The 13,733-nt window shown below is 41.6% G+C and carries 17 protein-coding genes and 1 tRNA gene; 6 read left to right on the forward strand and 12 right to left on the reverse strand.

The window, feature by feature from the left end; all coding sequences use genetic code 11:
- Nucleotides 1–21: 21 nt before the first annotated feature.
- The 6 genes from LA313_RS00170 to gpmI are packed head-to-tail and all read right to left on the reverse strand — an operon-like array spanning nt 22 to nt 4,694.
- The gene (locus tag LA313_RS00170; protein ID WP_255702445.1) at nt 22–789 is read right to left on the reverse strand and encodes a class I SAM-dependent methyltransferase; all 768 of its coding nucleotides are present in this window, start codon (nt 787–789) and stop codon (nt 22–24) included.
- A complete protein-coding gene (locus LA313_RS00175) occupies nt 786–1,349 on the reverse strand; it encodes an HNH endonuclease (protein ID WP_228912585.1) in 564 nt (187 codons plus the stop codon). The genes LA313_RS00170 and LA313_RS00175 overlap by 4 nt, the downstream gene beginning before the upstream one ends.
- The gene (gene map, locus LA313_RS00180; RefSeq protein WP_228912586.1) at nt 1,342–2,166 is read right to left on the reverse strand and encodes a type I methionyl aminopeptidase; all 825 of its coding nucleotides are present in this window, start codon (nt 2,164–2,166) and stop codon (nt 1,342–1,344) included. Before map ends, LA313_RS00175 begins: the two co-directional genes overlap by 8 nt.
- Complete coding sequence (locus tag LA313_RS00185; protein ID WP_228912587.1) at nt 2,166–2,582, reverse strand: BT0820 family HAD-type phosphatase; 417 nt, start codon at nt 2,580–2,582, stop codon at nt 2,166–2,168. The genes map and LA313_RS00185 overlap by 1 nt, the downstream gene beginning before the upstream one ends.
- A 34-nt stretch (nt 2,583–2,616) precedes the next feature.
- Nucleotides 2,617–3,174 (reverse strand): TlpA family protein disulfide reductase, encoded by a 558-nt coding sequence (locus LA313_RS00190; RefSeq protein ID WP_228912588.1) that lies wholly within the window; start codon nt 3,172–3,174, stop codon nt 2,617–2,619.
- 2 nt (nt 3,175–3,176) lie between these two features.
- On the reverse strand, nt 3,177–4,694 hold the full coding sequence (gene gpmI, locus LA313_RS00195) for a 2,3-bisphosphoglycerate-independent phosphoglycerate mutase (RefSeq protein WP_228912589.1): 1,518 nt from the start codon (nt 4,692–4,694) through the stop codon (nt 3,177–3,179).
- A 268-nt stretch (nt 4,695–4,962) separates the two neighbouring features.
- Here gpmI and LA313_RS00200 point away from each other — a divergent pair, with 268 nt between their 5' ends.
- On the forward strand, nt 4,963–5,718 hold the full coding sequence (locus LA313_RS00200; protein ID WP_228912590.1) for a murein L,D-transpeptidase catalytic domain family protein: 756 nt from the start codon (nt 4,963–4,965) through the stop codon (nt 5,716–5,718).
- Nucleotide 5,719: 1 nt separating this feature from the next.
- Here the strand turns inward: LA313_RS00200 and LA313_RS00205 are convergent, their stop codons facing one another.
- The 4 genes from LA313_RS00205 to LA313_RS00220 are packed head-to-tail and all read right to left on the reverse strand — an operon-like array spanning nt 5,720 to nt 8,645.
- Nucleotides 5,720–7,336, reverse strand: a complete 1,617-nt coding sequence (locus LA313_RS00205; RefSeq protein WP_228912591.1) for a L,D-transpeptidase family protein — start codon at nt 7,334–7,336, stop codon at nt 5,720–5,722.
- A complete protein-coding gene (locus LA313_RS00210) occupies nt 7,333–7,776 on the reverse strand; it encodes a GNAT family N-acetyltransferase (protein ID WP_228912592.1) in 444 nt (147 codons plus the stop codon). Before LA313_RS00210 ends, LA313_RS00205 begins: the two co-directional genes overlap by 4 nt.
- 9 nt (nt 7,777–7,785) lie before the next feature.
- Nucleotides 7,786–8,082, reverse strand: a complete 297-nt coding sequence (locus tag LA313_RS00215; RefSeq protein ID WP_228912593.1) for a GNAT family N-acetyltransferase — start codon at nt 8,080–8,082, stop codon at nt 7,786–7,788.
- 2 nt (nt 8,083–8,084) lie between these two features.
- On the reverse strand, nt 8,085–8,645 hold the full coding sequence (locus LA313_RS00220; protein WP_228912594.1) for a ClpP family protease: 561 nt from the start codon (nt 8,643–8,645) through the stop codon (nt 8,085–8,087).
- Between the two features lie 30 nt (nt 8,646–8,675).
- Between LA313_RS00220 and LA313_RS00225 the strand changes: the two genes are divergently transcribed.
- From LA313_RS00225 to LA313_RS00245, 5 genes are all read left to right on the forward strand, one after another.
- Entirely contained in the window at nt 8,676–9,128 is a 453-nt protein-coding gene (locus tag LA313_RS00225) for a GNAT family N-acetyltransferase (protein ID WP_228912595.1), read from the forward strand.
- Between the two features lie 131 nt (nt 9,129–9,259).
- Nucleotides 9,260–9,332, forward strand: a tRNA-Gly gene (locus tag LA313_RS00230).
- 344 nt (nt 9,333–9,676) lie between these two features.
- Nucleotides 9,677–9,874 carry a hypothetical protein gene (locus tag LA313_RS00235; RefSeq protein WP_228912596.1) on the forward strand — a complete coding sequence of 66 codons (198 nt, stop codon included), beginning with the start codon at nt 9,677–9,679 and terminating at the stop codon, nt 9,872–9,874.
- 32 nt (nt 9,875–9,906) lie between these two features.
- Nucleotides 9,907–10,725 carry a GNAT family N-acetyltransferase gene (locus LA313_RS00240; RefSeq protein ID WP_228912597.1) on the forward strand — a complete coding sequence of 273 codons (819 nt, stop codon included), beginning with the start codon at nt 9,907–9,909 and terminating at the stop codon, nt 10,723–10,725.
- 192 nt (nt 10,726–10,917) lie between these two features.
- Nucleotides 10,918–11,586, forward strand: coding sequence for a CPBP family intramembrane glutamic endopeptidase (locus LA313_RS00245; protein ID WP_228912598.1), 669 nt, complete (start codon nt 10,918–10,920; stop codon nt 11,584–11,586).
- On the opposite strand, the gene LA313_RS00250 is transcribed toward LA313_RS00245, so the two are convergent.
- Complete coding sequence (locus LA313_RS00250) at nt 11,567–12,328, reverse strand: hypothetical protein (protein ID WP_228912599.1); 762 nt, start codon at nt 12,326–12,328, stop codon at nt 11,567–11,569. The two genes, LA313_RS00245 and LA313_RS00250, sit on opposite strands and share 20 nt — an antisense overlap.
- Entirely contained in the window at nt 12,325–13,662 is a 1,338-nt protein-coding gene (locus LA313_RS00255) for a S41 family peptidase (RefSeq protein ID WP_228912600.1), read from the reverse strand. Before LA313_RS00255 ends, LA313_RS00250 begins: the two co-directional genes overlap by 4 nt.
- Nucleotides 13,663–13,733: the final 71 nt, after the last annotated feature.

Raw genomic sequence — 13,733 nt, forward strand, 5'->3', positions numbered from 1 at the left:
TGATACATTAAAATACCCGTTCTATTTTTTTGCCACGGGAATGATCTCCCCCTTTGCCAGCCTGTATTTCTCCACAAGCTCCGGAGATAATTGGGAAGTGAGATCTACTTCTTTTACCTTAAAACCTATTCCTCTTAGTTTTTCAAAATAATCCCTACCGTAGACTCTTACATGATCATACTGGCCAAAGATCTTTGCCCGCTGCTTTGGATCTGTAATAGAATCATCTTCAAAGGTTTTTTCTCTTTTCAGGTCCTGGGGTATTTGTAAGATGGCCGTGCCACCGGGTTCTAGGATTCTATACAGTTCCTGCATTGCTTTGGTGTCGTTGGGAATATGTTCAAGGACGTGGTTGCACAAAATGAAGTCAAAACTGTTGTCTTCAAAGGGTAGATCACAAATATCAGCTTTTACATCGGCGAGTGGTGAATTGAGATCTGTGGTTGTGTAATCCAGGTTCTTCAGTTTCCGGAAGGGCTTAAAAAAAGCCTGTTCAGGTGCAAAATGCAGCACTTTGTGAGGGGCAGTGAAGAAAGAGGTGTGATCCTTCAGGAAAAGCCAGAGGAGGCGGTGTCGCTCGAGCGAAAGAGTAGAGGGGGAAAGAACATTTTCCCGCTGCTCTTCATAACCATAAGGCAAAAATTTTGAAAAACTACGGCCGTCGATGGGATCGGTGTATTTGTTACCTCTTAACGTGAACAGAAAGAATGGCTTCACCACATAGCTAAGCCTAATGAGCAAAGGACGGGGAATTTTGTTTAGAAAAAACTTGAAAGTCTTCCCGATCATACCTTAATATCTCCCCAATTTTCTCCCGACTTGATCCTGTAAAGTTGCATTTCTGAAACCCCGAATTGCTTTGCCAGGATCCTAATGCGGGTTTTTCGGTTTGGATCAAGCAGTTTTTTCTTAAGAATGGTCGCCTGAGCGTAAGAAAGTTTAGAATAGCATTTGATGGTGCCAAGCTTGCGCTTCAGCTTATTCTCCTTTACCTGCGGATTGTTTTGCTGGTGAGCGACCCATTCTTTTTTAGTCACCCATGCAAGATTATTTACCTTGTTCTCTGTCTTCTGATAGTTCTTATGGATGACAAACTCATCTCCTTCTTTCTTCGGAATAAAAAGTTCAGCAACTACCCTATGAATATAGCAGGCTTGTTTTTTGCCATTTTTGAGAGTAGCTACAAAGGTGAGGAAGCCTTGCGATTTTCCGCCTTTTAGAAGATCTCCGTCAGGATTTTTTACGTAACTAACTACTCTTCCATAATTCGAAATGGCATAACGAAAACGTTCATGCCAGTTCTCTCTGGAATAGGGGAGCCACTTTTCCTGTCGAAAATTTTTAATCATTGAAGTTGATGGTTTGGGCCCTGAATTCTTCCTCCTCGTCACTTTCTATTCCCAGAGCCTGATAAATGTAGTGAAAAGTTGATAATAGTTCCGGTTTTCCGTCGATTAATGCAACATCATGTTCAAAGTGGGCACTGGGTTTATTATCTGCTGTTAAGATCGTCCAGCCGTCACGTAATTGTTTAATGCGGTGAGTACCTGCGTTGATCATTGGTTCAATGGCTACCACCATTCCTTCAACAAACTTTTTTCCGCGGCCGCGCTTCCCGTAATTCGGCATTTCAGGATCTTCGTGCATTTTGGCACCAAGACCATGGCCAACCAACTCCCGAACCACTCCAAAGCCGTTCTTTTCTGCATATTGTTGTATTGCAAATCCCACGTCTCCAACCCGGTTTCCCATTTTGAACTCCCGGATCCCGACATACAATGATTCCTTGGTTACATCGAGAAGCTTTTGGGTTTCCGTATCTATTTCGCCTACGCTGAAGGTATAGGCATGATCGCCGTAAAAGCCATTTTTGAAAGCTCCGCAATCTATAGAGATCACGTCTCCTTCTTGTAAAGGTTTATTATTTGGGATCCCGTGTACCACCTGTGCATTGGGGCTCATACATAAAGAATTGGGGAAATCATACATTCCAAGAAAACCCGGCTCGGCACCATGGTCGCGAATAAATTCTTCGGCCATTTTATCCAGGTGCAGGGTGGTGACTCCGGGTTTAACTTCCGAAGCGAGCATGCCAAGGGTTTTCGACACAATCAAGGCACTGTGGCGTATGAGTTCAATTTCTTCTCTGGTCTTTGGTATGATCATTATAACTTCTTAAAAATTTCAAGTAATCTATTGTTTTTCTTCCTGGGCTCTAAGGCTTTTGAAGAGGAGTTGGCGAGCTTATGATAGATTTCTCCCCATGGAGGTAATCCATTGATGTTGCGGTCATCAATAAAAATATCGGCCAGGATCTTCCGGCTCATGATCTGTTCTTCATATTGCTCTTCGGGATAACTCTTATTTATTGCATAAAATTTAATCCCTTTACTTTCGCAAAATTCTACTGCTTCTGTAAGTTTAATGCCGCTTCTATAGGTCCAAAGTATAATTTGATGTCCCTCCTGTTGAAGTTTCTTTAGGGTTTCAAAGGCAAACAACACCGGTTTTCCAATCTTTGGATACCGATTCTCCACCAATGTTCCGTCAAAATCTACTGCTATAGTTAACAAATTGGGCATATGTAAAAACGACAATTAAACATTAAAAACCGTATTATTGCTGGTAAGGATGCATATATTCCTGTCCAGACACAATTTTCGCAATATCCTCTTCCAGTTCTTCATTTGAGTACTCAACGAACCTGCCTACTTCTTCTCCATCTTTTAAGAATATAATTGTGGGAACATATATTACATCATATTCTTTTTGACCATCATTAGGCAGAGTTTTGTCTTCACTTACAGCTTTTACCTGCAGCCGGGACAGATCGTAATCACTTAACTCTAAAAGTTTATAGAACTTTGGAACTTCCCGCTGGCTATCTGCGCACCAGGTGCCCATGAACATAACGATCTCATAGTCATTGATATTCTCCTGAATCGTTTTTAGAGCTGCCTCATCTGGCGCATAAGATTTGTACATAGGATCAAACCAGGTGGAGAAAGGTGGCTGCTGAAAATCTTCCAGCTCTACTTCACCTATCAACAGATCATTTTGAGCCTCCTGTGAAACAGTCTCTTCGGGAATATTTTTATTTTCAGTTTCTGGTGCCTTAGAGCTACCGCAATTGGCAGCTGTTATCAACAGCATTAAATAAAGAAAAATTTTCATTCTTAAAATAAAGGTTTTTGGGTCATTAACTGGGGTTTTTCTACGCCCATGAGTTTTAGGATAGTGGGTGCGATATCTCCTAAAATACCATCTTTGACAGCTTTTACATCCTTATCTACCAATATAAAGGGTACAGGATTCGTAGTATGGGCAGTGTTAGCACTCCCGTCACTATTTATCATGAATTCACTATTGCCATGATCGGCTATTACAAGAACAGAGTAGTCGTTCTCGACAGCAGCATCCACCACCCTTTTAGCGCATTCATCAACTGTTTCACAAGCTTTTACTGCTGCCTCAAATACTCCCGTATGACCTACCATATCGGGATTAGCAAAATTGAGACAGATAAAATCGGCAGATTTCTTCTCGATCTCAGGCACTATTGCATCGGTTAATTCATATGCACTCATTTCAGGTTGCAGGTCGTAAGTTGCTACCTTGGGAGAATTGATCATAATACGCTGTTCCCTCTCAAATGGGGCCTCTCTTCCACCGGAAAAGAAAAATGTTACGTGAGGATATTTTTCGGTTTCGGCAATACGGATCTGCGATTTACCGGAGTGTTCCAGCACTTCACCAAGAGTAGCCTTAATGTCTTCTTTATTAAAGACAACATTAATATTCCTAAAGGTCTCATCATACCTTGTCATGGTGACGAAGTACAGAGGCAAAGTTTTCATATCCTGTTCCGGGAAATCTATTTGGGTCAAAGCCTGGGTAAGCTGTCGGCCGCGGTCGGTCCTAAAATTAAAGAAGATCACTACTTCTTCCTCCTTCAAAGTGGCGACAGGATTACCATTGTTGTCTATCATCACTATAGGTTTGATGAACTCATCGGTGATATCATTGTCGTAACTCTGCTGAATGGCTTCGGCAGCGTTTTGATGTTTTTCACCTATGCCTTTTACAATAAGATCATAAGCCATTTTAGTTCTTTCCCAGCGTTTATCTCTATCCATGGCATAATACCTGCCAATTACAGAGGCAAGTTTCCCATTTGTTTTCTCCAGGTGCTCCTGTAGGTCTTCAATAAAACCTTTTCCGGAGTTTGGATCAACATCACGACCATCAGTAAAAGCATGGACATACTTTTCTTTTATTCCGTATTCCTCTGCTGTAGAGAGCAGCCCCTTTAAGTGGTTGATATGGGAATGTACTCCTCCGTCACTCACCAATCCCATGAAATGCACAGGTTTATTATTGGCTTTAGCATAATCAAAAGCCTGTTCTAAAACCGGTTCTTTTCCGAGGGAATTATTTTGTACGGCCAAATTGATCTTTGCCAGATCCTGGTATACAATTCTTCCCGCACCAAGGTTCATGTGGCCAACTTCACTATTGCCCATTTGCCCTTCGGGCAGTCCCACGTTCATTCCATCGGTTCTCAACCGGCTATGAGGATATTTTTTATAAAGGGTATCTATGAATGGGGTATTTGCCTTGTCAACGGCCGATGTATTAGGGTCATTGCTAATCCCCCAGCCGTCCAGGATCATCAATATTACTTTCTTATCCATTAAAATAGGTATTTGCGCAAAGATACGAAATATGACTGGTGAAGAAAGTTTTAAAAGGAGTATATGAGAGTTCTCTTTAGTGTTAGTTGTTAATTAAAATTTTAACAATATTCAATTTACTTTATATAATATTTTTAAAAATAATGCGTTTATATTTGACAAAGAGAGGAATGTTAATGTCCTCATTGTTACCGAATTATTCTTGCGTTTATTGTCTTTGGTATGACCTTTGAAATATATATGGCAACTAATCACTTAACAAAAAAATATGATAAATAAAATAACTGCCTCTGTTCTCTTTTTGTCTTTAACCGCCACATTCGCCTTCACCACCTACGAGCCTAATGCCGAGGCTGCCATTGCCGCCAATACTTCCGTCAAAGAAGAAGTGGAAGCAATAGCCGCACCAACCGCCGAAGAAAAAATTAGCCTTCTTTATGAAGAATTTGCCACTGTAAATGAAAATATGCCTTCCAGAGTTTCTTTTACTTATGCAATTACTGGGTACAACAAACTGGAGGACGAGGAAAAGATTGAAAATAAACTCCTAAGTATTGTAGACTTTAGTCTTCCTTCTACAGAAAAAAGATTGTGGATCCTTGATATGGAAAGCAATGAGGTCCTTTATCATACCTATGTTTCCCACGGAAAGAATACGGGAGGAAACATGGCTACAAAATTCTCTAATACCCCAAATTCCCTGCAGAGCTCCCTGGGTTTTTATGTTACCGCTGAAACTTACTACGGAAAAAATGGTCTGTCCCTTTTTATCGACGGGATGGAGAAGGAGTTTAACTCCAAGGCTCGTGAGCGTTATGTTGTTATTCATGGAGCAGATTATGCTAAAGAGTCATCTATTCAAAGACTTGGGAGATTAGGTCGTAGCTATGGATGTCCTGCCGTTCCTACCGAAGTATCTAAGGAGATCATCAATAAGATCAAAGGTGGATCTGCGTTGTTTATCTACCACACGAATGATAATTACATTGCGAACTCCACTTATATTAATGACCAGATGGTATAAATTATTCCGCTGTTAATTTCGTGTAGATCTGTTTGTCGAGGTCATATACATCATTAATTACTACAGTTTTATTTCCAGCCCTCCAGGCAGTCCAATAGAAGTGATGGACCTGGATGGGCCGGTCTACTTCTACAGTAGTCGTTTCTCCTGAATTGATAATTTCCTGAATCCTGTCCTGGGTCCATTCATCCTGGTTTTCTACCACATAAGAAGCCAGATCAATGGCATTTTCCACGCGTACACAACCCGAACTTTCTGCACGTTGTGTTTGACTAAACAGGCTTTTGGCAGGGGTGTCGTGGAGGTATATCAAATATTTGTTGGGATACATGATCTTCACTCTCCCCAGAGGATTAGAAGGTCCGGCACGTTGCGTAAAGGTATAGTTACGGGCATCCGGGCTGTTCCAATCCACGCTTGAAGGATCAACTTGTTCTCCTGTTGTGCTGGTGACCGTCATGTTGTTCTTTTGAGAATAGGATTGATCGGCCGCCATTTTAGGAATTATATCCTTTGATTTGATTGTAGGCGGAACCGTCCATGTAGGATTGATCACCAGATGATTAATGGTATCTGAAAAAATTGGAGTTTGCCGTGCTTTTGCGCCCGCAATTACATTATGCTGCCTAATCGTATCTCCGGCTTTTACCACCGCCAGTTTAAAATTGGGAATGTTTATCAAAATATAATGATCTCCCAAATCTCTTGGATACCAGCGCCACCTCTCAAGGTTTGCGAGGATCTGGTTGTAAATATCCTTTGGTCCTTTGTTTAATTCATCAATGGTAGAGTTCCCTATAATACCGTCGGTTTGAATACTTTTGCTCTGCTGAAATTTCTTTACTGCTTCAACCAGTTCTTCTGAATAAACATTAGCAGTTCCTGAAGTATCGGCTTCAAAAGCCTTCAACTCCTGAAGCCTCTTTGCTATAGCATTGATACGGGGATCAGATTCTCCCGGTTTTATAAGCTCTCCACGGGATATTTTCTTAGAAGAGGTATCTTTAGTCTCAACATTTTTATACTCAGCCAGGCTTTTCTTGAGGTCGCGATAGATCTGGTGGGACGGTTTCAAGTCTTCTAAAACGGTAGGGATTTCATTGTTTTCGATCCCCTGTTGAAGCAGGGTCACGAAATCTTTCTCTTTTCGGGATATTCCCCAAAACTCATGCAGCTCTTCAGGATTTAGTTTTCCGTAATAAAGATCTCGGGCGTAAGTAAGAAAAGCATCCGATAATATTAAATCGAGTCGGGCTGCCTGCGTGGAGTTAATATCTGTGGACGACAGTAAGGAATCGATCTCTTTTCCGTGATAATCATTAAAGTTAAGCCCTTCTTTGTCTGCGCTTTTTAAACTGGTGTAAAAGGCATGTAGCCTCTCACCGTCACGCCACAGGGATTTATAATCGCGCTCACTGTATATTTTTTCCAGTGATCCCCCTTCAAAAATGTCATTATTGGCAGATATTTCTGTTTTAATTCCATCGGGTGAAGCTTCAGTTATTCTTTCCGAAGCCTCGACCGATGATGCCTTTGTTGCAGGATCATTTTTATCTCCCTGGCATGCGCTTAGGCTGATTAATAATATAAGAACTGGAACTAAAAATATTCTTTTCATAACTCTGGAGGATTTTTGTACATCACAATATGCATACACACATTGGGAATCATAAAAGCGGGGCCTTTAGTATTATACCCGTACTTCTCATAGAAACCTACTGCGGTCTCTCGTGCATTAAACCATAGAAGAATGCTGGGATTTTTCTTTTTCAGGTGTTTTTCCCCTTCTAAAAGGAGTTTTTGGCCCAGCTTTTTTTCGCGATAGGCCTGCAATACGGCCATACCTCTTAACTGGTACTGGTGTGGGGCGTTAAAAAGGGCATTTATACGTGCAACATACGTTGCAACTGCGACAAGATTTTCGCCGTCAAAATAACCTAAGTGAATGCTGTCTTCTTCCAGGTCTCCTTCAAAAAAGCATTCTTTTAAAGGTCTTCCCGGGCGTAGGACTTCCTGCCGTACCGGGTAGGTTTCTTCGGCTGTAATCTTCCGGATCAAAGCTTTGGGTTATTCTTCGGTAGCCTGCACCTCCTGGTATTCTTCGTGTCGCTCAAATTGTTTTGCGGCATATTTACAAAGCGGATCTATCTTCAGGTCTTTTTCCCGTGCATAATCAACGCTGTGCTTTACAAGACCACTGGCTAAACCTTCCCCTGAATATTCCGGGTTGGTTTCTGTATGGTCCAGGGTCATGATATTATTATCTTGAAGGGTGTAGGTAAGTTCGGCAACAATGTCACCATCTTTTTCAATGTAGAACATTCCTTTCCCGTCTGTTTCTTTTTGCTGAATTTCTTTGTTCATCTTTATTTTTTTTGAAGGATCTCGTCTACGATCCCGTATTCTACAGATTCTGATGCGTCCATCCAGTAATCCCGGTTGAAATCTTTATAAACACGCTCATAAGACTGACCGCAATTTTCGGCGAGGATGCGTGCACTTTGTTCTTTGATCTTAAGAATTTCTGCGGCCTGGATTTCAATATTGGAAGCCTGGCCCTGAGCGCCGCCACTGGGCTGGTGGATCATTACTTTGGCATGGGGCTGTACAAACCTTCTGCCTTTGGCTCCTGCCGAAAGTAAAATTGACGCCATTGAAGCGGCAAGACCCGTACAAATTGTGGAGACCGGGCTGTTAAGGCTAAGCATGGTATCATAAATTGCGAAGCCCGCAGTAACATACCCTCCGGGGCTGCTAATGTAAAACTGGATCTCTTCGTTACCGGTAGCGTCAAGATACATCATCCTTTCAATAACATGCTTGGCTGTTTTTTCATTTACCGTTCCCCAAATAAAAATTTTTCTATCGTTGAGCAGGGAGCGTTCAATTTGATCCTGAATTTTTCCGGTTTTATCTGTGTCTTTCATGTGGAATTTTAAATTATTCTAGCTAAAAATATGACTATTTTTGCAGAAAAGAAGGGGATGAACCTTGCATTTAACAAGATTTTAAAGGAAGAAATTCCGCAAATACTACCTATGATCCAGGAGTTGATGGGACATCAGTTTTCTAATGAGATCCTTACCCAGAGGTTTTCTGAAATGTTTGATCAAAATTATGAATGCTTTGGAATTTTTCATGAAGGCGAACCTGTGGGGGTTTTTGGAATGTGGTTCATGACCCGGCACTATGCCGGTCGCTCCTGTGAACCAGATCATATATTCATTATGGAGCCCTACAGGAGTAAAGGAGTAGGGAAAAAACTTTTCAAGTTTATTTATCAATACGCCGCCAAAAAGGGATGTGAAACTTCTGAACTCAACAGCTATGTGAGCAACTATCGCAGTCATAAATTTTACCTGAATGAGGGTTATGAGATCAAAGGGTATCATTTCCTGAAAAAGCTTTAAAATTATTTTGAGCAATAAAAACTTTCAGTATATATTTGCAGTGCAATATCAACGCGGGAGTAGCTCTCCCGATAGGTATCGGGAGGTAGAGCGTCAACTCTTCTCTGGAAAAATTAAAACATTCTATCAATGCGGGAGTAGCTCAGTTGGTAGAGCGTCAGCCTTCCAAGCTGAATGTCGCCGGTTCGAACCCGGTCTCCCGCTCAAAGCCTCGTCAAAAGACGGGGCTTTTTTTATGCGGGAGATCGGGTGAGAAGCCTGTCCCGAGCCCCTCGTCAAGCTCGGGATAAACTCCGTCGAGGGGAACCCGGTCTCCCGCTGGTCGAAAGACGGGGCTTTTTTTATGCGGGAGATGGGGTGAGAAGCCTGTCCCGGACTTAATTGTCTCTTTATTCTGCCTTTTGTGATAAGACCGCAGATCTCCCGGTACACAGGGATTTCAAACTACATTTGATCCATTGAAAACTGTTAATTGTTTCTTATTAACAATAGCGACTATTCGGCAATATTTGTACATTAATAATGGATTTCAATCTAAATCTCCAAAAATGAGACAAATCAACCTCTTTTTTCTTATCGGCACCCTCGGCATGCTTTTCACATCTATGTTGCACGTTTTGATGGCTGCCATTACTTCTGAAGAGGCTGCTGCCTCAAATCTGGAGATGTTGTATCCGGTTTTCGCAATATTCCTGATTGTGGGAACATGGGTAATGATGAAAAGAAAACAGCCTCAAGAGGAATAAAATTCCGTAATTAGGACCATAAAACCTGGTTCATGAAGATCCAAAATCTTGCTACTACACCTATTGAAGAGGTAATGTCCTGCTTCCTTTCTGCCTTTGAAGGTTATTTTGTAACCCTTCCGCAGAAGACAGAATACTGGAAAGAACGTTTTTTAAAAGCCCGGGTGGATTGGGAACTTTCTTTCGGGATGTTTGATGATGATCAACTTGTTGGATTTATTATCCATGGTGTGGATATTCACAATGGAGTATTAACAGCATATAATACCGGGACCGGGACTATTCCCCAATATCGCGGTAAACAAATCGCCGAGAAACTTTATATTCATGCAATTCCTGCTTTAAAAAGTAAGGGGGTCGTAAAATGCTTGCTGGAAGTGATCGTGAAAAACGAAAGGGCTATAAAGGTTTATGAAAGGATTGGTTTTAAAGTGACGCGGACTCTTAGATCGTATAAAGGAGTTCTGGATGCAGATGGGGGAGATGAATATGAAATTGAGAATGTTTCATATCAAAGGGTTCTCGACCTGGAGCTTTATGATCCTAAGGGCTATAGCTGGGATAATTTGGCAGAAGCAGTAAAAATAGCCGAAGAGAAAACCGAAACCCATTTATTGATAGACGGTGAAAATGAACCCTCTGGTTATTTTATCATTGATCATGATCAAAATATTCTTCAGCTCGAAAGTACAGACAGGCATTTTTCCGGCTTGCTTGACGCTATTTCGAAGCTGTACTCCACAATCCAGATCAAAAATATTCCTGAAGAACGTACCGAACTTATCGAAGAATTACTCTCCAGGGACTTTGAAAATACGGTTAATCAATACGAGATGGAAATGTTCCTCTAAACTGTAACATTTGAATAAATGTTTTGTTATTCTGGTATGAAAGCAACAGAGAACATTCGCAAATTTCTATTTTTCACCTTTTTATTTTCATGGTTGGTTTGGGGATCTATGATAATTTTCCCTCCATCCCAAAACTGGTTTATTCCTCTGCTTTTTCTGGGGGCATTCGGACCTACATTAGCAGCTGTATTAATGGTGCAGACCTCGTGGAGTGCCAGGGGAAAACGAGAATTCTGGAAGCGTGTCTTTGACATTCGTCATATAGGGAAGAAATGGCTTCTCCTTATTTTTCTCATTTTCCCGGTAATTCTTGCTGTTGGATATTTTATTCTGTTTTTGATAGGGAAGGAAATTCCAGATTTCTCCTTGTACTTTAGTGGTCTGGACAACTTTGAGGCTATAGTTCTATTTCTGGTGTTTATGCTTTTGGGTGGCCCGCTGGCCGAGGAATTGGGCTGGCGTGGATTTTTATTGGATCCACTTCAGGAGAAATGGGGGAGTTTAAAAGCAAGTTTGATTGTCGGATTTTTCTGGCTGATATGGCATCTGCCGCTATTTCTCATAGCAGGTACTTCTCAATCCCAAAAAGGCTTCGGCTTTTCCTTTTGGAGCTGGTCCCTTCAGATTATGGTGCTGTCTGTTATCTTCACCTGGATCCATAACCATACCCAGAAAAGCATATTGGCAGCTGTTTTGCTGCACTTCATGGCAAATTTTTTCTATCCCCTCAATCTGGATGCACAGGGAGAGATTATTTTTTCAGTAGTAAGAATATTGATCATCCTGCCAATTCTTATTTCCTGGTCCAGGCAGTCCCGTTTTTCCTTAAAAGTAATTACACCTAAGGTAGATCTTTCATAAAGCTCAAATCTCTCACAAGTTCTACATCTTTGTTCATTAAAGAATCAACAAGGCGGTTGCGATGATTTGCGCCAACCAGGATCAATACTTTCTTCTCCGGATTATCTTCGATAAGTCTCAGGGCATTTTGGGTGATCTGCAGGTCACGACGGTTGTTGAAAACCGGATATGCAGCGTAAATACTATTTTCAAAGAGGCTATCCTCGATATGGTACTGTAAACCGGTAATGCTGTCGTATTCTCCTTTCAGGAAATCTTCAGCCGAATAATTCATTGCCATTCTTCGCTGCTCCTCCTGGATCATGGGAATTCGGGTTTGTTGATATTGGGCAACAAAAGAAGAATCAAGCTTCATGGTTTGGGACAAACGTGTCATCCTGTATATTTCTGAAACAGTATCTGAAAACATTTCCCGACTCACCCTGATGTTCCGGGTATCTTCACTGTAGTAATCAATCCCGTGCACCTTACCCGGAAAAGAGTCCCGAATCATGATCATCTCCAGCGGATAAAAAAGATCCAGAGAATCTGATTGCATTTGAAAATCTTCCGGTCTAATTTCGACTCCAATTATTTCCGGATCATAGGCATCGACAATTTGCAGGAGGTCGTCGTAAGTATAATTCGGGTTCACTTCATGTGCTCCGCGAATTACCGGAAGCACAAGGACTTCCTGCTTCTGCTCTTGGGTACATGCTGAAGCCAAAAGGAGCAGCATGAAAATACATGTCAAAATTCTCATTGTTTCAGTATGGTTAATGCAGTCTCCAAAGTTTCATCTCTTCCTGCAATAAAGGCAGCCAGAGTGGGTTGTACTTCAACATCTGGATGAATACCTACACCTACAAACTCTGTCCAGTCGGGCTGTACATCCCGCTTGGCGCACACAACTCCCAAACCACCAAAGGGAAGGGGGAAAGTTAAAGGCTGTCCTGTGCTGCCGCCGGTAGTTTGGCCAATGACCGTTCCCCTTTTTATAGCTTTGAAAGAGGAGAGAAAATCTTCGGCAGCCGAGTAGGTGTCGGGGCCGGTAAGTACGATGACCCTTCCTTTAAAAACAGTTTTTTGGTGAGGCATCCAATCATATTCGCCAATTTCAAGAACGTCCGGTTCTCCACCCCAGGCTCGTTGCACCGGCTTGTATCTTCGCATAATTTGTTTGCTCATAGGGAAAGGTTCCGAAGTAAGATATCCAATAAGTTCAAATCCATTGTTGCCGTTTCCACCTCCGTTTTCTCTTAGATCAATTAGTAAATTTTTGGGATGTGGGGCCTTAAAAATGCTGTCGTACAATTTGATTACATCCGGCTGCATAAAGGTGTTTATCGTTAGGAGAGAAGTGCTCTCATCCAGTTTCTTGTAGCTATAATCATTAGTAGCAGGAAGTAATTGATCCATTTTCTTCCGTGGGAAACTATGTGTGAAAAGCTTGCCTTCGGGAGTTTCCAATTCCAGGATGACCGGTTCAGAAAGTTTTCCGCGAGTGAAAAAGAAAGAGTAGAGCCGGGCGTTGAGATCATGAGGAGTGCTCGAATTGATCGATGGGGCAATATGTCTCTCGGTATATTGTTTTACCAGTTGGCCATTGATCTTATGGATAACTGTTCGAGGTTGTAAAAGTTTATATACCTCCTCTGTGCTTTTAAGGCGGGTAATCACCACCTTACCATCAAGAAGTTTTGTCTTTATAGGAAGCGTGGCATACATCTTGTCCCAAAGCTCCCTTGGAGCAACAATAAGTGTGTGGCCGTCATTAAGAGGTTTGTAGAACTCCACCAGGACCTTGTAATATTCCTCTTTATTTTTAGTAGCCAAAACTCTGGGAATATAAGCATGATAAATACTGTCCCAATTGACTTGTGGGACAAGATCAAAATTCGCAAAATTATATTTTGCTTCGGCCCAGGCCCTGCTGAGGCCGGCAATCTTGTTTTCGGTGGTCAGGCTGTCTCCAAAAGCCGTTTTTTCGAAGAGATTTTTATAAGTTGATTTATAGGCGACAGTATCAAACTGCTGCTGGGCATTCCCAAAGCCGAAAAACATAAAGCTCAACAGGATAAGAATAACTTTTTTCATATATTTCAATAAAAGTGAATTAAAAATAAGCAAAAGAATCACTCGTTGATGTGTCTATTCATCTTCCTGAA

Source organism: Salinimicrobium sediminilitoris, from assembly GCF_020866905.1.
Lineage (GTDB): Bacteria > Bacteroidota > Bacteroidia > Flavobacteriales > Flavobacteriaceae > Salinimicrobium > Salinimicrobium sediminilitoris.